The organism is Variovorax sp. Varisp46, from assembly GCF_059491885.1.
The window spans coordinates 4,608,590-4,629,068 of sequence record NZ_CP168515.1 but is presented as its reverse complement, the minus strand read 5'-3'; the positions used below and the strand labels follow the sequence as shown (position 1 = coordinate 4,629,068).

6 protein-coding genes are annotated in these 20,479 nt (G+C 68.6%); 5 read left to right on the top strand and 1 reads right to left on the bottom strand.

Annotated features, from left to right (window positions below; all coding sequences use genetic code 11):
- Positions 1–69: 69 nt before the first annotated feature.
- A complete protein-coding gene (locus ACEN9N_RS21845) occupies positions 70–804 on the bottom strand; it encodes a response regulator transcription factor (RefSeq protein ID WP_495654511.1) in 735 nt (244 codons plus the stop codon).
- Positions 805–1,012: 208 nt separating this feature from the next.
- Between ACEN9N_RS21845 and ACEN9N_RS21840 the strand changes: the two genes are divergently transcribed.
- The 5 genes from ACEN9N_RS21840 (at position 1,013) to ACEN9N_RS21820 (ending at position 20,414) form a co-directional block, all read left to right on the top strand.
- Positions 1,013–1,993, top strand: a complete 981-nt coding sequence (locus ACEN9N_RS21840; protein WP_495654510.1) for a LysR family transcriptional regulator — start codon at positions 1,013–1,015, stop codon at positions 1,991–1,993.
- Between the two features lie 456 nt (positions 1,994–2,449).
- The gene (locus ACEN9N_RS21835; protein WP_495654509.1) at positions 2,450–3,043 is read left to right on the top strand and encodes a hypothetical protein; all 594 of its coding nucleotides are present in this window, start codon (positions 2,450–2,452) and stop codon (positions 3,041–3,043) included.
- A gap of 128 nt (positions 3,044–3,171) precedes the next feature.
- On the top strand, positions 3,172–6,084 hold the full coding sequence (locus tag ACEN9N_RS21830) for a beta strand repeat-containing protein (protein ID WP_495654508.1): 2,913 nt from the start codon (positions 3,172–3,174) through the stop codon (positions 6,082–6,084).
- A 208-nt stretch (positions 6,085–6,292) separates the two neighbouring features.
- The gene (locus ACEN9N_RS21825; protein ID WP_495656411.1) at positions 6,293–13,525 is read left to right on the top strand and encodes a hypothetical protein; all 7,233 of its coding nucleotides are present in this window, start codon (positions 6,293–6,295) and stop codon (positions 13,523–13,525) included.
- A complete protein-coding gene (locus ACEN9N_RS21820) occupies positions 13,506–20,414 on the top strand; it encodes a beta strand repeat-containing protein (RefSeq protein ID WP_495654507.1) in 6,909 nt (2,302 codons plus the stop codon). The genes ACEN9N_RS21825 and ACEN9N_RS21820 overlap by 20 nt, the downstream gene beginning before the upstream one ends.
- The last annotated feature ends 65 nt before the right edge of the window (positions 20,415–20,479 follow it).

Below are 20,479 nucleotides of genomic sequence, written 5' to 3'. Positions count from 1 at the left end.
TGCGCGCGTTCGGGTGGGGAGGCGCTCGCGATCACTCGATCGCTGCATCGAGTTTCGCGGGTCCACGATTCAGGCGGCCGCTTCCAGCGTGGCGTCGAGGCAATAGCCTCGCCCGTAGACCGTGCGCAAGGTGAGCCCCTGCGCGGCTTCGAGCTCGAGCTTGTTGCGCAGCCGGTAGATGTGCATGTCCAGCGTGCGCGAGGGCAGGTCTCCGTCGTAGCCTGCGCTTTCGAGCAGGTGCGCGCGCGAAACCACGTGGCCGATGTTCTGGAACAGCATCAGCGCGAGCTTGAACTCGCGGCTCGAAAGTTCCTGGCGCCGCGGCGGTGCGCCGTCGTCGTGCTCCGGATGGATCAGAACGCTGTGCGAAACCTGGTCGAACTCCCAGCGCCCGAAATGTCTTCGGTCGGACGGCTCGAGCGAGTGGCTTCTCTTCAGCAGGCGCTGCAGGCGCGCCCGCAGTTCCAGCAGGCGCACAGGCTTGACCATGTAGTCGTCGGCGCCGAGGCCCAGGGCTTTTGCCACGTCGCGCTCCGATGACCGCGAGCTCAGCATCAGGACGGGCACCGGGCTCTTCTGCCAGGTGCGCAGCCACTGCAGCAGCTCGGCGCCGTCAAGCCCCGGCACGTTCCAGTCCAGCACGATCAGGTCGAAGGTTTCGCGGCGCAGCGTTCGCTGCAGCGAACGCCCGTCGGCGAACGCAACGCAGGTGCTGGTGACGTCTCCCTGCGTGAACTGCTCTTGCAGCACGCGGACCAATTGAGCCAACTGGTCGGGCTCGTCTTCGAGTACGGCGATACGCATGGGTTCGGTTGTCGGTGTCCGGTACCGAATGCGGAGCCTCGACTGCGAGCGGCTGCAGCCTTGGCGCCCACGAAGACTGGCGGTGACCAGGCAAAAGAAGTGAGTGGTAACAACTGTTAATAGTTTATCACCAAATCTCACATTTGTAAGACGAACCAAATCGCTCTTGAGACCATCCAGGCATGGGAAGCCATTGGATCACTGAGAGATGATGAAGATGTCTTTAAATGATGTTGACGTTCGAGCCGAAAATTCGAATTCGAAGTCAAGCGCGCAGGATTTGATATTGCCGGATGTCCGCCTTTTCGTGAAAGCGGTTGAGGCCGGGGGCTTGACGCACGCAGCCGGGGCGCTGGGAATTCCCAAAGCCACCGCATCCAGGCAACTTAAAAGACTTGAATCGACGCTCGGGCATTTATTGATGCACCGCAGTGCGCATCGATTTGGATTGACCGACGAAGGGCGCTCTTTTTTATCGGCTGCGCGCGACATTCTTATCGCGGTCGACGATGCAATGGCGCAGCGCGCGAGCACGAGCGACGACCTCAGGGGGCGGCTTCGCGTCTCGGCCTCCAGCTATTTCGGCCGGGCTCTGCTGGCCCCGCATCTTCCCGCTTTCATGGCCGCGCATCCCCGGCTCGAAATCACGGTGCGCCTGGGATCCCACAAGGTGGATCTTTCCCGCGAGGAGGCCGACGTGCTCATCCGGGCGAGCCGCGAAGGGTGCGAAGACCTCGTGGCGCGCCGCGTCGCGAGCGAGCCGCTCGTGCTGTGCGCAGCGCCGTCCTACCTCGAACGGCGTCCCGAAATCAATGATCTGGAAGACCTGGCGCAGCACACTTTCCTGACTTGCGACACCGAGCGCGCCGGCCAGGAAATGATCATTCCGATTGTTTCCCGAGAGCACAGCGTGCAGCCCATCGGCCTGTTCCGCTCCAACGATCCGGAATTGCTTTTGAGGCTTGCCTGCGCGGGCAAGGGCATTGCCTTGATTCCCCTGATTCTGGCAAAACCCAATATAGAAGACGGATCGCTTCAGGTTGCATTTCCGACGCTCGAATTGAGGCCGATGGAATTCGATCTCATGTATCTCCCGGGCAAGCGAAATTCCCGGAAGGTCAGGGCTTTTGCCGATTACCTGCTTGGCGCCCTGAAGCAGCCGGCCGGTCGCCCGTCATCGGGTGCTTGAAGGAAATGCGTTTTTTTCACATTTTTTCCGCAAAGTCGTTGACTGCTATTCCGCGCGCGCTGTTGTGCGTTTGCGTCAACCAGCGATGCCGTGACCGACCTCTCTCGATGACGAAGTTTGGAGGCAAAAGTGAGGGATTTGAGGGAATTTAGCCCGATTTTCTAGAGGCCCGTGCTTGGTTGTTCTGGCTGGAACCATGGGTCCCGATCCAAAAGTGGAACTTTTCTAGTAGAAAAATGGTAGATCGCTTACATAATTAACAGTTGGAAATAAATGTATCAACTGGGCCGAAGGCGAGCCCTTCCTGCCCTCTGAATCGCAAAGAAATTCCTGTCCCTTGCAGCCCGAGCTGCTGTTTCCCTCGCCGGCGATGGACCGGCATGCCTGTGACTTTCGAACCCGGAGCAAGCATTCGTGCCCACTGAAAAATCTACTCAATCCTTTTTCCGCCCCCGCATGGGCGGTTTCCCGGGACTTGCGGTCCGCATGGCGGCCGGCGTGCTCACGGCGGCCTGCCTGATGGCGCCTGCGGCGGCGCAGCGCGTCGCCTCGCCGGAGGCTGGTGCCGGCAGCAAGACCGTTGCCGTGGCGCTCACGCAGCACAAGGTCGTGAAGACCGCCGACGGCAAGGAGCAACTGCTGGAAGCCTCCTCGGTGAAGCCGGGCGACATCCTCGAATACCGCGCCACGTACACCAACAACACCGGCAAGGCGGTTTCCGGCCTGGTTGCCGACCTGCCGATTCCCGAGGGGCTCGAGTACCTGCCCCGCAGTGCCAAGCCCGGCGCGGCGCTGGTCAAGGCGGCCGCCAAGGATGGCGTCTACGGGGCCGAGCCGTTGATGCGCAAGGCCGACGGCAACAAGACCGAACCGGTGCCCTACAGCGACTACCGCGCGCTGCGCTGGACGCTCGGCCAGCTGCCCGCCAACGGCGTGACTGCCGTGAGCGCGCGCGCCAAGGTCGAGGTCGTCGTGCCGCCTGCTCCCAAGGCCGCCGCCGCGGCAGTGCAGGCACCCGCCGTCACGGTGCAGCCCGCTCCCGCGCGCTGATCACCCGGACAGCGGTCTCTTTCTTGAGTTCATTCCGCTGATCGCACGCAACCCGGCTGATGTTCCGTTCGCGGACGGGGCCGGGATTTTTTTGTCCCTTTTTTTGACAACAACCGAGGAGAAACCACGTGAGTCCCATCTCGCCAGCCAAGGGCGTCGGCTTCAGGCCGAACGCCACCTGGGCGGGCGCCGCAGTTTTGTCGCTGGGCTTCCTGTTCGGAAGCTCGAGCGTCCTTGCCGCGCCGCCGCCCGCCAACACCGTCATCGGTAACCAGGCTTCGGCCACCTATTCGGATTCCGCCGGGACAACGCAGCTGGCAACCTCCAACCTGGTGCAGACCACGGTGCAGCAGGTGGGCTCCTTCACGCTGGACACGGTCAACCAGGTCACGACCACGGTCGTCAACACCAAGCTGGGTGCCGCGGGCTCGGTGGTCTACGCGCCACACACCCTGACCAACACCGGCAACGGCACGGACAGCTTCACCATCACGGTGGACGCCGATACCAACGCTTTCTCGAAGGTCGAGGTCTACCCCGACACCAACGGCGACGGCGTACCCGACGGCACCACGCCGCTGTGTACCGCCACCTCCGCCGCGGTCTGCAACGTGCCCGCGCAGAATGTGCCGGGGAACAACGGCACCTTCCAGTTCGTGGTGGCGTACACCATTCCTGGCACGGCCACCACGCCGACGACGCCTTTCGACACGGCCACCATCACTGCCGTTCCCGGCACGCCGGCCTTGTACACGGCGCCGAACACCTCGGCGGCGGACAAGGACCAGGTGAACCTGACCACCGTGGCTGCGTTCAATGCCACCAAGTCGATCGGTGCCCCGGCTGTCGCCGGTCCCGGCGGTGCGGCCTGGCCGCTCGCGAGCACCGGCGGTCCGCGTTCCTCGTCGGCTACCTGCTCGACGACGTGGGCGGCCGGCCTGGCTTCGAGCGCCACCTGCAAGTACACGGTCTACACGCTCAGCTTCAACAACACCGGCGGAGCGCCCGGCAAGTTCGCCCTGTCGGACACGCTGCCATCGGGCCTCACGTATGTTGCGGGCTCCGCCGTCTGGAGCAGTGCACCAGGCGTCGCGCTGGGTGACGGTGCCGCCGGCGATCCGGCCGGCATCGACTTCCAGGTGACCGGCAACACGCTGAACGCCGTGGTCGCTTCGCTGGGCCAGAACGTCACGCAGACGATCAGCTTCGTGGTGCTGGTGAACAACACGGCGGTGGTCGGCACCTCGACCACCACCAACGTGGGCCAGTACAACCCGACCGATTCCCCGGCCGCCACGGCCGCGGCCATCGGCACCCTGGGTTCGAGCACCAATCCGGCGGCCTACACGGTCACGGCCAGCTACGGCATCGTGCTGGGTACCAACCCCTCGACGGCCGCGACGGCGGTCGACACGGTGGCTGGCACGCCCAACGGCACCGCGGCGGACACCACCACGCGGCCTTCGGTCGTTGCCGGCGGCAGCGTCAAGTTCGCGCAGACCGTGTTCAACGCCGGCAGCGGCGTGGACAGCGTCAACCTGAGCATCGCGAACGGGACTTTCCCGGCAGGCACGACCTTCCTGCTGTTCGCGGCCGACGGCGTGACGCCGCTGCTCGATACCACGGGCGACGGCGTTCCCGACACCGGCCCGATTTCGGTCGGCGGCAGCGTCAACGTCGTCGTGCAGGCCAATGTGCCGGCCAGCGCCACGGTAGGTTCCGGTCCGTTCGACGCGGTCGTCACCGGCCGCTCCGCGGGCGATGCGACCAAGCTCGATGCGACGCTCGACCGCGTCACGGTGGTTGTCGGTTCACTCGTCGACCTGACCAACAGCGCTGCCGGTACTGGTTCCGGTTCGGTCGGCGGCGGTGACCTTGGCCCGGGCCCGAGCCCGCAGCCGACCACGACCAACACCACGCCAGCGGGCACCGGCACGATCTTCACGCTGTTCGTCAAGAACAACGATGGAACCGGCCCTGCAACGCAGACCTACAGCCTGGCAGCCAGCCAGTCGACCAGCTTCCCGGGCACGCTGCCGGCGGGCTGGAGCGTGAAGTTCGTGGCCGCGGGCGGTACCTGTACCGCTGCAGCGATCACCAGTGTGTCCGTGGCTGCCGGCGCGCAGCAGCAGGTCGACGCCTGCGTGACGCCGCCAGCAACGCAGACGCCGGTGACCGCCCAGGCGATCTACTTCCGCGTGCAATCCACTGCCGTGGCATCGACCGGCGTGCTCGTGTCCGACGTCAAGCTCGACGCCGTGACCGTGACCACCGCACAGACGCTGGGCGCAACGCTCACGCCGAACAACGTCGGCCAGGTCGCTCCCGGCGGCACGGTCGTCTATGCGCACACGCTGACCAACACCGGCAACCAGAGCTGCGGCGCGTACCAGCTCACGGCCACCGTGCCGGCGGGCGATGCCACGCTGGGCTGGACCACCGCGATCTACCTCGACGTCAATGGCGACGGCCAGATCAATGCGGGCGACACCCTGGTCACCGGCCCGATCGCAGGGCCGCTCGCGGCCGGTGCAACGCAGAAGCTGCTGGTGCGCGTGTTCGCTCCGGGCGGTGCCAGCGCGGGCGCGACCGACACCGCGACCGTGACGGCGACGTTCACGGACCCGGCCCCGAACTGCGGCGCGCCGTCGGCCACCGACGTCAGCACCGTGATCACGGGCCAGCTGCGCGTCGTCAAGACGCAGGCCCCCGACGTCGCCTGCGACGGCACGGCGGACGCCGCCTTCGCCGCGACGCCCCTGTCGCTGAAGCCCGGCCAGTGCATCGTCTACCAGATCGTTGCCACCAACGAAGGCAGCGCGCCGGTCACCAACATCGCGATCAACGATGCGGCGCCCGCGTACACCACGATGAGCCCCACGCAGCCCCCGGTGGCCACGCGGTGCGTCTCCACGGGTGTGAGCGGAACGGCCCTGGCCTACGCGCAGACCGCCACCGCGGTGAGCTGCGGCAGCGCGGCCAACACCGTGGCCCCGAGCGGCACGGCCACCCTGACCTTCGCCGTACGGATCAACCAGTGATGCGCGATTGAGTCGCCGGCGGGCCTCGGGGTCCGCCGGCTTTGAGCGAAGCGCCGCCCTGTCGGCCGCGCTTCGCCTTTTTCCCCTGCCGCTTTCGTGCGCCGTGCATGCGCATCGGCGCGGAAGCGGCAGCGGAAAAAGATCCAGTCATTCACGGCCCGGAGGGGCCGACGGAAGGTTTCGCGGAGTGCAATTCTTGTCTGATTCAATGAGCGTGAGCGGCAGCTCGCATCGATGGCGCCGCGCCCGCGCCACGCTCGCGATCGGGCTGGCATTCCTCCTTGCTCCGGCTGCGGTGCTGGCCGCCCCCGCCCCCGGCGGCACCGTGATCCGCAACGTGGCAACGGCCACCTACGTGCCGGCCGGATTTGCCCAGACCGAAACTTCCAGCTCCAACAGCGTGGTGGCGAACGTGCTGCCGGTCGAGGCGCTGGTGCTGACGCAGGACCAGACCGTCACGCGTCCGCCCGCCACCGTCGTCACGCTGAGCCACCTGCTCACCAACACCGGCAACGTGCCGTCGAGCTACATGCTGGGCTTTGCCAACAACGCCGGCGGCTGCGCGGCCGACACGCTGGACCTTTCGGCCCTGCGGGTGGTGCGCGACACCAACAACAACGGCGTGGTGGACCCCGCCGATCCGGTGCTTCCGCTCGGCGCCGGCGGTGCGCTGGCGCTGCAGCCCGGCGAGACGGCCGCGCTGCTGGTGCAGGGAACGATCCCGGCGAGCGCGAACGGTGTCGCCTGCGCCGCATTGACGGCCACCACCGCGCTGCAGAACCTGAGCGCCACCAACCGCGACGTCGTGACCGTCGGCGACGTCGCGGTGATCTCCATCACCAAGGCCGCGAGCTATCCCGGCATCGTCGTGCCGGGGCAGACGCGCATCGACTTCACCGTTTCCGGCACCAACATCGGCGCCCGCGATGCGCAGCCCGCCAACAGCGCCGCGCCGGCCGGCACGCCGGTGCTGGTGAACGGCGCGCCGGCCAGCCTCGTGCTGGTGCGCGACCTGGTGCCAGCCGGCACGCAGTACATCGCCGGCACGCTGCAGAGCACTGCCGCGGGCGCGGTGCGCCTGTTCCGCCTGCCGGGCGATCCGGCCTTCAGCTACCGCACCGCGGACGATGCCGCAGCGATCGAGGTGGCGATCGGCGTACCCACTCCCGTGTCGCGCAATGCATCGATCGCGATGCAGTTCGCCGTGCGGGTCAGGCCGGACCAGACCGGCGACATCCGCAACACCGCGCAGAGCTACTACAACGACGGCGTCGCGCTGGCGGTGTCGCCGTCCAACACGGTGCTCATCACCACGAGCCAGAGCCGCATCGGCGTTGCCAAGGCCGCGTCGGCGCCGCGCCCGAACCGCGGCGCCGATGGCCTGCTCGACGGAACCGCCACGGTTCGCTTCAGCGTGGACATCCGCAACTACGGCGCCGTGTGGCTCTACGGCGTGCAGGCGGCCGACCTGCTCGAAGGCAGCGGTGCCACTCAGTTCGGCAGCTACACGACCGCGGCGGTACCGGGGCCGAACCAGTACACGGTGGTGACCGGCTCGATCGGCATCGCGGGCAACCAGGGCAATGGCGTGAGCGGCACCGTGGCTGCGGCCAACGCTGCCTTCACCGGCACGCCGGCCGCGCAGAACCTGCTGGCACCCGGGGCCGTGCTGCCGGTCGGGGCGCGGTTCACCGTGCAGTTCGACCTGCGCATCAACCTCAGCGGCCGCACCGGCACGCTGCTGAACAGCGTGCGCGCACAGGGCGCGCTCACGCCCGGCGGCGCGCCCGTGGCCTTCGACGATTCGGTCGATGGCGCCGACCCGGACCCGGACGGCGACGGCAACCCGAACAACAACAGCTCGCCAACGCCGGTGTCCATGGAGCTTCCCTCGCTCACGCTCGTGAAGAGTGTCTCGCTGCCGCGGCGCATCGGGCAGGGCGTGTACGAACTCGACTACCGGCTGCTGGTCACCAACACCGGTATCGCCCCGGCACCGCACGTGCGCGTGATCGACAACCTGAACTGCACCTTCGACATGGACAAGCCGGACGGCTCGGTCGCGTCCTGGGAGCTGGTCGGTGCGCCCAAGGCTCGCAGCGGACTGCTCGACGTCGCGGGAAGCTTCACCGGCCGCGCTACCTGCAACCGCGGCGCGCTCGCCAGCAGCGATCCCTTCCAGCTGCCGACCGAGGCGGTGCTCAGCCTGAGCGACGGCAACCGCGGCCTGGCGCCGGGCCAGAGCGAGCAGATCGGCTTCACGGTGCGCATCACCGAGAAGGCCGGTGCGGTGGGCAGCCGCGTGGCGGTCACCAACAAGGCCTGGGCCGCGGCCTTCGACCAGAACACCATCAACGTCACGCCCGCCATGCTGGTGGCGGCCAGCGCGAGCTCGGTGCAGTCGCTGCTGGCCGATCCGGCAGGCACGGTCTACAACGCGGTGACGCGCGAGCCCGTTGCCGGCGCGGTGGTCACCTTCACGCGGCAGTCCTGCAGCAGCGGGGCCGCGACGCCGATCACCGCGGGGGAGATCTTTGGCGGCTCGTCGGGCGCCTATACATTCAATACGAACGGCAGCGTCTCGATGACCACGGGCGCCGACGGCATCTACCAGTTCTTCCTGCAGTCGCCGCCGGTCACCAGCATGTGCACCTACTCGCTCGGCGTGGTGCCGCCGGCGGGCACCGGCTATGTCTACCCGTCGCAGCTGATCCCGGTCACGGCCGGCACTTTCTCGGGCTGCGGCCAGATCGCGCCCAACGCCACGCCGCCCAAGGGTGCCGATCCGACGACCCACTACTTCTCCGTCAACGCCGGCTTCAATGCCTCGGGCGCGGCCTGCGACATCGTGCACAACCACATCCCGCTCGACCCGGGCAACGTGCTCGGGCTGGTGCTGCGCAAGGACGGCAGCAAGCGCCAGGTGGAGTTCGGCGACTTCATCGACTACGCACTGACCGTGACCAACAAGACCGGATTCCCGGTCACCGGCGTGCGCTTCAGCGACAGCCTGCCGCCGGGCTTCGCCTACGTGGCCAACAGTGCGCGCCTCAACACCGCCGCGGCCGGCAACCCGGCGGGCGGCGCGGGCCCGCAACTGGTCTTCGACTACCCGACGCTCACCCTGGGTATCGACCAGGCGGCCGTGGTGCGCTACCGCGTGCGCATCGGCGTGGGTGCGCCCACCAATGGCGACGCCGTCAATCGTGCGCGCGCCTATTCGGGGCCGCTGCAGTCCAACCTCGCGAACTGGACGGTACGCGTCACGGGCGGCGTGTTTTCCGACGACGCCTTCCTGTTCGGCAAGGTCTACATGGACTGCAAGGCGGACGGCAGGCAGGAAGGCGCCGACGAGATCGGCGTGCCCGGCGTGCGCCTGTTCATGGAGGACGGCACCAACGTCGTCACCGACGTGGAAGGCAAGTGGAGCCTCTACGGCCTCAAGCCGCTCACCCACGTGCTGCGCCTGGACCAGACCACGCTGCCGCCCGGCGCCCGCCTGGAGCTGCTGGACAACCGCAATGCCGGCCGCCCCGAGAGCCGATTCGTCGACCTGAAGAAGGGGGAGTTCCACAAGGCCAACTTCATCATCGGCAATTGCGGCGACCAGGCCGTGGTGGCCGACGTGGTGGCGCGCCGCGCCGCCATTGCCGCGATCCCGGACACCGAGGCCGAGGCCCAGGTGCGGCTGCGCCTGAATCCGGAAGGACAGATCGTTGCAGTGGGCGATCTCCGCTCGCTGCCGGCCAGCGGCCAGGCGCTTGCGAGCGGCAGCAGCGGCTCGACCATGGCGTCGTCGGCGCCGCTGATCGCGATGCCCGATGCGCCGGCCAACGCCAGCAGCTTCGTCGGTGCCGCTTCGGGCAGCATGAGCGGCACGCTGGGCGCCACCGCGCCGGCGGCCGCGACCCCGGCCGGAAGCCTGTTCGCCGCGCTCAACGGCCTGCCGGCCGCTGCGCAGGGCGCTTCGGCCGCGGGTGGCACGGCGGCCGGCATCGGCGCCTTCGCCAGCCGGCCCGTCAACACCTCCGCCGCCATGCTGGCGCCGCGCAGCGCGCCGCTGCTGCCGCAGGCCGCGCCCAGCCCGATCGAGCTGGAAGTGCTGCTGCCCGAGCTCGACGGCAACACCCTCGGCTTCCTCGACCTGAAGGAAGGCGACACCGTTCCCGGCCAGTCGATCAACGTGCGCGTCAAGGGCGAGTCCGGCGTGGCGCTGCGCCTCTCGGTCAACGGCCAGGCCATCGACGAACGGCGCGTCGGCAAGAAGACGCAGCTGCCGTCGAAGAACCTCGGCGCCTGGGAATACATCGGCGTGGTTCTGCAGCCCGGGGCCAACCGCCTGCAGCTCGAGGCGGTGGACGATTTCGGCAACGTGCGCGCCACGCAGCGGATCGGCATCGTCGCGCCGGACAAGCTCGGCGCCATCCAGGTCGACTTGCCCGAGCTTGCATATGCCGACCTGCGCACCCCCGTGGCTGTCAAGGTGCGGCTGGTCGACGCGGCCGGCGTGCCGGTGACCGCGCGCACCCAACTCACCCTGGAGACGGACCGCGGCCGCTGGCTCGACGAGGACCTGAACCCCGCCGAACCCGGCACGCAGGTCTTCATGGACGGCGGCGCGGCGGAGTTCCGCCTGCTGCCGCCCGGCGAGCCGGGCGACGTGCGCCTGCGCGTGAGCGCCGGCAGCTTTGTGAAGGAAGTGCGGTTGGCGTTGCTGCCCGAGATGCGGCCGATGCTCGGCGTGGGCATTGTCGAAGGCGTGCTGGACTTCACCAGGCGCGGCAGCGTGCCGCTCGGCGCCATGCCTGCCGGCGCCGCGTTCGAGGCAGAGTTGACGGGCCTTGCCGACGAGCGCAAGGACCGCCGCGCCGGCGCCCGCGCCGCCTTCTTCTTCAAGGGTGCCGTCAAGGGCGACTACCTGCTCACTGCCGCCTTCGATTCCGACAAGACGCGCGACGACCGGCTGTTCCGCGACATCCGGCCCGACGAGTTCTACCCGGTGTACGGCGACTCGTCGGTCAAGGGCTTCGACGCGCAGAGCACGCAAAAGCTCTACGTGCGCATCGACAAGAACCGCTCCTTCCTGCTGTACGGCGACTTCACCACCGCGAGCAGCACCGAGGTGCGCAACCTGAGCCAGAACAACCGCTCGCTGACCGGCCTCAAGCACGTGTACGAAGACCGCAACGTGCGCGCGACCAGCTATGTCTCGCGCACCGCGCAGACCCAGCAGGTGGAGGAATTCCGCGCCGTCGGCACTTCCGGCCCCTACTACCTGAGCGCCACCAGCGGCGAGTTCGTCGACAACAGCGAGCAGGTCGAGGTCGTGGTGCGCGACCGCAACCAGCCCGACGTCGTGCTGCAGCGCACGCCGGTCACGCGCTTCGTCGACTACACGGTCGAGCCGCTCACGCGCCGCATCCTGTTCACCCATGCGATCGCGTCGGCCGATGCCAACCTGAACCCGCAGTCGATCCGCGTCACGTACGAAGTCGACAGCGGAGGCCCCAAGTTCACGGTGGCCGGCACCGACGTGCAGGTCAAGGTGGCGGAGCGCCTGCAGCTGGGCGTGGTCGCCAGCACCGACCAGAATCCCGAGAACCATCGCAAGCTGCGCGCCCTGACGGCGGTGGCCCGCATCGGCGACAACACCACGGCCGCAGCCGAGCTGGTTCGCACCGACTCCGATGAGAAGGGCAAGGGCGAGGGCACCCGCCTCGAAGTGCGTCACCAGGACGAGAAGCTCGCGGTCGTGGCGCTGGCCGGCAAGACCAGCGCGGGCTTCGACAACCCCGGCGCCAGCTTTTCCGCAGGCCGCACCGAAGCCTCCGTACGCGCCGAATACAAGATCGACGCAAGCACTGCGGTGCGCGCCGAAATGATCTACAGCAAGGACGCCCTGCTCGAAGGCGACCGCAAGGGCGCCACCGCGAGCGTGCAGAAAAAGTTCGGCGACACCCTGGTCGCCGAAGTGGGCCTGCGCCAAGGCCAGCGCAGCAGCGGCCTCGCCTCCGGCTCCGGATTCGACTACGGCGAGGTCTCCACCTCCAACGCAAGCCTCGGCAGCCGCGTGGGTGCCAACAACGTGACCGCACTCGGTGCGGCGGCCACCGCCAATGCCGACAGCGAGAGCCTGACCACCGTGCGCGCACGCCTGTCGGCGCAGGTGCCCGGCGTGCCGCTGGCCCAGGTCTTCGTCGAAGGCGAGCAGGACCTGCACGATTCCGCTCGCCGCACGCTGGCCGTTGGCGGCAACTACGCCATCACCGACAAAACCCGCGTCTACGGCCGCTACGAACTCGTCTCCAGCCTCTACGGCACCGACGGGCTGAGCGCGACGCAATCCAACAACGTCGGCATCCTGGGCATCGAGAGCAACTACATGGAGGGCGGCCGCGTCTACAACGAGTTCCGGCTCGCCGACAGCATCGACGGCCGGGCCGCGCAGGCGGCGACCGGCGTGCGCAACACCGTGAAGCTTACCGACCGCTTCAGCGTGACCGGCGGGCTCGAGCACACCCGCCAGCTGGGCGGCTACGCCAACAGCGCGAACAGCGGCACCGGCTATGCGGGCGGTCTCGGCCAGTCCACCGCCATCACCGCCGGGGTCGAGTACCTCACCGACACCTACAAGCTCAGCGGCATCCTCGAAGGACGCAAGGGCGACGATGCCGACACCCGGCTCTTCAGCGCCGGCTTCGGCTACAAGATCAGCCCCGCCTGGAGCCTGCTGGCGCGCAGCGTGGTGAGCGACAGCGAAGGGCAGGGCACCAACGCAGGCAACGAGCGCCACCTTCAGCGCCACCAGATCGGCCTCGCCTACCGCCCGGTGGACACCGACAGCTGGAACGCGCTGCTGCGCTACGAGCGCCGCTCCGAGCGCATCGTGGGGGGCGGCAATGCGGCTGGCGCGTTGAACGGCGGCAGCGCCTTCGGCAGCGATTCCGGCAACAGGAGCCTGCCGGGCAGCACCAGCGCCGACATCGTCTCGGCCCACCTGAACTACAACCCGCAGCGCGGCAGCGTTCTCAGTGCGCGCTACGCGGGCAAGATCTCGCGCGCCGACGACGGTTTCCTGGCGAGCCGCTACTGGGCCCATCTGCTGCATGCGCGCTACACGCGCGACATCAACAAGGACTGGGACTTCGGCGTGCAGGCCGGCGTGCTCTACGGCAAGGGCGGCGCGCTGCAGAAGACCGCGGGCGTCGAGCTCGGCTACCAGGTGGCCAAGGACCTGTGGGTCTCGGCCGGCTACAACTTCGTCGGCCTGCGCGACCGCGAGCTGACGGCCAACGAATACACCAGCAAGGGTGCCTACATCCGGCTGCGCTTCAAGTTCGACGAGACGGGGCTGGGCTTCGCGTCGGCCAGCGCCCCCGCCGCATCGGCCTCTCGAAAAAACACGGATCAGGCAAGCGAACATGCAAAGACTCAAGAATAGGCTGCGCTCGCATGCGGCCGCCGCGCGGCGATGGCTGCTGCTCGCAGCCTGGCTGCTGGTCTTTCCGCTTCTCGGACATGCGCAGCAGGTGCTCGTGCCGCAGGGGGCGGTAAGGCTCAACGGTACCGTGGTGGGCACCAACGACGGCCAGGTCGTGCAGACGGTTTGCGCCAACGGCTTCCCCACAGGACTGACCATGTGGGAGCGCATCAACGGCCCCGAGGTCAGCGGCACCTTCGCCAACCTGACCGGCGGGTTGCGCGCGGTCGAATTCGGCTGCACGCCATTCACCGTGAGCGAAGGCGCTGGCGCGGCGACCATCGCGTTCGGCTCGTCGGCCTCGGCGGGATGGTGGGGCCGACCGATCAACGGCATGACGCAGCGCGGTCCCCAGGTCTGTCCGGCCGGTACCGTGATTGCCGTGCTCGGCGGCTTCGACCGCATGTTCAACGGCGCCTCGGGCAACATCTATCCGACGCAGATCACCTTCGTCTGCCGTCCGGTCATGGTCACCGCGGGCGACTGGTTCCAGGCGGCGTCCAGCGGCGGCGCGAACTTTACGCTAGGCCTCACCGCGGACGACGGCGGCACGGGGCCGGGCTCCGCGGTGCCCGGGCCCGTGAACGCCGAAAAGACGGTCTGCCCGTTTTCCGCGACGGGCACCTGCAGCGGCCTGGTCGATACCGGCGGCGGTGAACTGATCGACGGCTTCTCCGGCGTGAGCGGCAAGTTTCCCGATGCGCGCGTTTCGCAGCGCATCAGTTTCGTCAATTACGCGTGGGACCAGACGCTCGGCAGCAGCACGAACACGGCCGCCTGGCGCCCGAGCGTTGCCGGCGTGGTCTTCTATCCGCCGGGCGTTTCCAACAACACGGCGCGCTACCAGCAGACCTACGAGACCTACACCTCCGCGGGCACCAACTACAGCGGCAACGCCCTGCCGCCGACCGGGACCAACACCAACAGCTACTCGAAGACCGGCACCTGCGCGACCGCGCACGCGCTCGGCACCAACGAGGACTACACCTGCTCGAACATCATCACCGGCCGTCCGGACCTGCAGGTACAGGTGGTCGTGCCGAGCGATGGCTGGACCAGCTACGGCCAGCAGCGCAACGTCAGGCTCATCGCCAAGAACTTCGGCCCCGCGCCGACCACGGGCTCAGACAACTCGACCGCGGTGCTGACCCTTCCGGCCGGATGGGACACGGGCACCTTGCCCGCCAACTGCGCGAAGGCCGGTTCGCCCGTGGTGGTGACCTGCCAGGTGAACCCCACGCCGCTGGCTGCTTCCAGCGGCCCGAACCTGACGGACGGCGGCGAGGTCGGCTTCGACATTCCCGTGTTCCCGCAGCCCAGCGTGGCGACCGGCAGCTACTCGGTTCCCAACGGCGCCAAGGTGTGCGTGCAGGCCGCGACGCCTGGCGCCACGCACTTCTGCACGGTGCCCAACGACGCGAATCCGAACAACGACGATGGCGTGAACGTCAATGAAACGGCGACCCTCGTGCTCGCCTACAACACGCCGCCCAAGGTGGCGCCCAGCATCACGACCACCGTGGTCTCGAACGGCGGCGTGGGGTCGTTCAGCTACCTCGGCAACAACGGCGCGGCCGCCAGCCCCATCGTCACGACTTCGCCAGGTGTCGGGGCCTCCGGACCCGCCAAGTTTCTGACCACGCCCGCAACCTCGACGTTCATCCTGCAGAGCTCCGCGCCAGCCGGCTTCGTGCTGACCGGCATCAGCTGTACCGGCATGGCGCCGGGCGGCACCGCGACCTACGATCTCTCGACCCGAAGAGTGACCTTCGATGCGGCCGCCACCGACTACGGCGCCACCATCTTCTGCACCTTCACCTACACCCGCGTGGCCGTGACCGTCAGCAAGGTCACCGAAGGCGGCACTGGCAGCTTCGGCTTCAGCGGCACCAATGGCTTCACCGCGCAGGGCATTGCGACCACAGCGGCCGGCACGCCCGTGGCCGGTGCGCAATCGGGCCTCACCACCGTGGGGGCTGCCACCACCATCACGGAAGACGCGCCGCCCGCCGGCTGGAAGCTCAAGAGCATCGTCTGCACCGGCATGGGCGCCGGCGGCACGGCCACGCCGGACCTCGCAACGAGGTCCGTCGCGCTGAATGCCGCTGCCACTGCGGCGGGCAGCAACATTGCCTGTACCTTCACCAACTCGATCGAGCCGCAGCTCAATCTGACCAAGACCGCCAGCGCGCCGAGCTTCGCGGTCGGCACGCCGGCCAGCTACACGCTGACACTCGCCAATAACGGCCCGGTCGCCACGACCGCCGTGGCCACCATCAGCGATACGGTGCCTGCGACGCTGACGCTCGGCACCATGCCCGCCGGCTGCACCGCCACCGGACAGGCCGTGAGCTGCACGGTGCCCGCGGGGCTCGCGGCCACCACTGGCAGCGTCTCTTTCGTCATTCCGGTCACGCCGCTGGCCGGCGCGGTGCCGAGCGTGGACAACACCGCGACCGCCAGCGGCGGCGGCGATCCGGCCTGCAACGCCGCGGGCAACTGCACGAGCAGCGTGACGACTCCGGTGCTCGCGCAGCCCCGCATCACGGTGCGCAAGACCAAGACCAACGTGACGGGCACCCAGACCTTCGGCTACACGCTCACGGGTGTCACCAATCCGGCGGACAGCATCGACGTGACGGCGCTGTTCACGCCGCAGGCCTCGGCCACGGTCCATCTGGGCACGGCCGGAATCGCGGCGACGGTGCAGGAGTCGAGCGTGCCCGCGGGCTGGCCGGCCAATCCGGTCTCGGCGTCCTGCCTGGACTCGGCGGCCGCGACCAGCGGCAATCCCGCGACCGAGCTGGCGACGTTCGCCGGCAACACCGCGACCCTGCCCGCGAGCGTGATGCGGTCCGGCGCGGCCATCACCTGTACCTTCACCAACACCGCGGCCCCGGTGATTGCCGTGGACAAGACCGCGCCCGCGACCGTGGCAGCCGGCGGCAACATCGCCTACGGCCTGAACCTGGCCAACACGGGCGCGGTGGACTCGGGCACCTCGCTCGTCGTGAGCGAGCAATTGCCGCCGGGCGTGGTGGCCACGTCGGCCGTGGCCGGCACCGGCGTCACCTCGGTGAACTGCGGCACGCTGCCCAGCGCCGCCGGTGCACTGCTCAGCTGCACGATGACGCTGCCTGCCGGCGGCATCCCGGCCTCCACCGGTGTGCGCGGCTTCACGTTGAACGCGACCGCGCCGATCGCGGCAACCGGCACGGTGCTCACCAACTACGCCAGTACCAGCACGAGCGGCGTGGGTGCGCCAGCCACGGCAGCCGGCGCGGGCTGCGTGTCCGGCAACGGCGTGAGCTGTGACAGCGCCCAGACGAGCATCGTCGTCGGCTCCGGCACCGCCAGCCAATCGGGCCTGCGCATCGTCACCGACAACCAGCTTGCCAACGGCGCGGCGCAGGACGTGCTCGAGGTCTTCATCCGCGACGCGGCCGGCAACCCGGTCCAGGCCGGCACGGTGGTGAGCTTCGGCGCGACGCCGAACGTCGCCTTCAACGGCGGCGCGGTGGGCGCCGCCGGCAGCTGCACGACCACGGCGGCCGCGACCTGTCAGGTGACGGCCACCTCCACCGTGGCCGCGGTCTACAGCACGACACAGGTGACGGTGGGCGGCGCGGTCCTGAGCGGCAGCTTCAGCGTCGGCGCCAACAGCTACCTGCCCAGCCCGCAGCCCTACAGGTTCGGAACCATGCCGACGGTGACCATCCGCAAGACCTCGCTCGGCGGCACCGGCACCTTCAGCTTCACGGGCACCAACGGCCTGGCGGCGACCCAGAACATCACGACCACGGTGGACGGTACGCCGGCCAGCGCGGCGACGCGTTCGCTCGCGGCAGCCAACACCGCCACGACCATCACCGAGGGCGTGCCGCCGGGGACCTATGCGCTGGTCGATGCCTCCTGCACCGGCATGGGCGCCGGCGGGACGGCCTCGCGCAACGGACGCGTGCTCACCCTGGACGCAGCTGCGACCGCGCCCGGCAGCAACATCGTCTGTACCTTCACCAACACCGCCGACACCAATCCGCCTTCGCCGCCCATCGCGCCGACGGTGATGTGCTCGACCAATGCGGCGATCTTCAACACGGGCTTCGACGGCCCGGTCGGACCACCGCTGACGACGGGCCGCGATCCGGTATGGGAGTCGGGTATCGGCGCGGCGACGGGCGGGCCCGGCACTGTCGCCACCTGGGCGCGCTCCTACGTCGGCAACAAGGCGCCGACGGCCTGGATCGCCTCGCCCTTCGGCAATGCCAACTGGATCTCGCAGTACCAGACCACGCACGCCGGCAATGTCGACATCTACCACCGCTTCACCTTCAACATGGCGGCGTCGGTCAACCCGGCGAGCTTTTCTTTGAAGCTGGACTTCTATTCCGACAATTCGGTCGCGGAGATCTACGTCAACGGCGTGCTGCAGAGCGTTGGAGGCGTGCCGCAGGGCGGGGCGACCCCGTACACCTTCCGCGGCTTCGACCCGGGTGCCGCGGCCAGCGCGACGCTGGCGAGCAACTGGCAGTCCGGGTCGAACACGGTGGTCGTCCACATCAAGAGCGGCGCCCCCTACCAGGGCTTTCTCGCCCAGGCGACCACCAGCGCGCTCTGTTCGCCGGCCACGGTCACCTTGCAGAAGACCACGACCGGCGGCACCGACGGCCCTTTCAACTTCACGTTGACCAACACCACCCAGGCAGCCGGCAGCGTCAGCACCGTGGCCGCCGGCACGCCGGCGCAGGTGGACGGCAACACGGCAGCCGCGGGCACGCAGGCCTTCACCGCCAGCGCGAACGGCGCGGTCATCAGCATCACCGAAGCCGCGGTGCCCGGCTGGAACCTGGCCGGTGCAACCTGTACCGACGCGGGCACGCCGGTGGGCAGCCTGGGCACCGGGGCGAGCGGCCGGACCTACACGATCCCGGCGGCCAGCGTGCAGCTGGGCAAGTCGCTGCAATGCGTGTTCACGAATGCCGCATCTGCGAGTGTGACCATCCGCAAGGTTTCCGTGGGCACCACCGGCACCTTCGGCTTCACGGGCGACAACGGCCTGGCGGCGCAGAGCATCACCACCACGGCCGCCGGCACGCCCGCCGCGGGCGCGGCCCAGACCCTGACCACGCCCGGCGTGGCGACGACCATCACGGAAGATCCGCTGCCGGCCGACTACGTGCTGACGGGCATCAGCTGTACCGGCCTGGGTGCCGGCGGAGCCGCCACGCCCGATCTGCCGAACCGCAAGGTGACGCTGAACGCCGCCGCCACGGCACCGGGCAGCAACATCGCGTGTACCTTCACCAACACCTATTCGCCGCCGTTTCCCCGGGTCCAGATCGTCAAGACCACCGTCGGCGGCGTCGGCGCCAATCTCTTCGGCTTTGCGCTCAGCGGCCTTTCAACGGCGACCGACAGCATCACCGTGACGGGCGAAGGCAGCGCGAACGGCGCCGCCAACATCACGGGCACCGCAGGAACCGGCGTCACCATCCGGGAAAGCTCGCCGGACGGCTGGCCCGCCAATCCGATGAGCGCCAGCTGCGTGGACGCGAACAGCGGCACGCCGACCGCCAAGTTCGGCACGCTCACGGGCAACCAGCTGAGCATTCCTGCTGCCAACATGGTGGCCGGGGCGGCCATCACCTGCACCTTCGTCAATGGCTACCCCAGGAGCGTGACCGGCCGGGTGTTCCTGGACAACGGCGTGGGCGCCGGAATCGCCAACGACGGCCTGATCAACGGCGGCGAGGCCGGCATCCCTGGCATCACCGTGCGCTTGACCGATTGCGGCGCCACCACGCTCGCAACGACGATCACGAACGGCAGCGGGCAGTACGCGCTGGGAGCGCCCCTCGGCCTCGGCTTGAACGATCCGGTGTGCGTGGAAGAGACCAACGCCGCTTCGCGCATCTCCACGGGCGCCTCGCTGGGCAGCGTCCCGCTGCGCTCCGGCCAGGCCGTCGCCATCGCCGGCATCAGCTACACCTACACCCGCAGCGGCACGCCGGATCGCATCGCCTTCACCTGGAACGGCACCGGCCACGCGGGGCTCAACTTCGGCGACGTGGACCGCAACACGCTCGCGGCCGACGGCGCGAAGACCGGCCAGCCCGGCAGCACGGTGAGCTATCCGCACACCTTCATGGCCCGGACCGCGGGTGCCGTGAGTTTCGACATCCCGAGCTCGATCGACACGCCTGCCGTCAGCGGCTGGAGCGGGAAGATCTTTGCCGACGTGGGCTGCACCGGTTCGCTGCAGGCGGGCGCCGCGCTGCTCTACCCGCCGGCCGCGCCGGTGAACGTCGTGGCCGGGCAGAGCGTCTGCATCCTGATGCAGGAGTTCATTCCCGCCAACGCGGCGACCGGCAACGGCAACGCCAGCGTCGTGCAGGCCAGCTTCGTGTTCACCAATGCCGGCCCGGCCCTGAGCGCCACCTACACGGTGACCGACACCACGACCGTCTCGACCAGCGCGCTGGAGCTCAAGAAGGAAGTGCGCAACGTGACGCAGGGTGGCAGCTTCGGCATCAACAACCAGGCGAAGCCTGGAGAGGTGCTGGAGTACCGCATCACCTACACCAACAACGGCTCCAGCCCGATCAGCGGCATGACGGTCAACGACACGACGCCGCAGTTCACCGCCTTCGTCACGGCGCAGGCGGGCACGACGCCGGCGACACTCGCGAACTGCCAGAAGCGCACGCCCGCCAATCCGATTCCGGCGGCCACGGAGGCTTGCGCAACGGCGCAGACCGCGGGAGGCACGGGGGCGCTGAGCTGGCAATTCACGGGACCGCTGGACCCGGGTGCTTCGGGGGCTGTTCTTTTCACGGTCAAGGTGAACTGAGGCCGAAGAGATGCGGGCCGAATAATCCGGCGCTGCCGGCGGGCGCGATTGCAACCGCCCCGGCC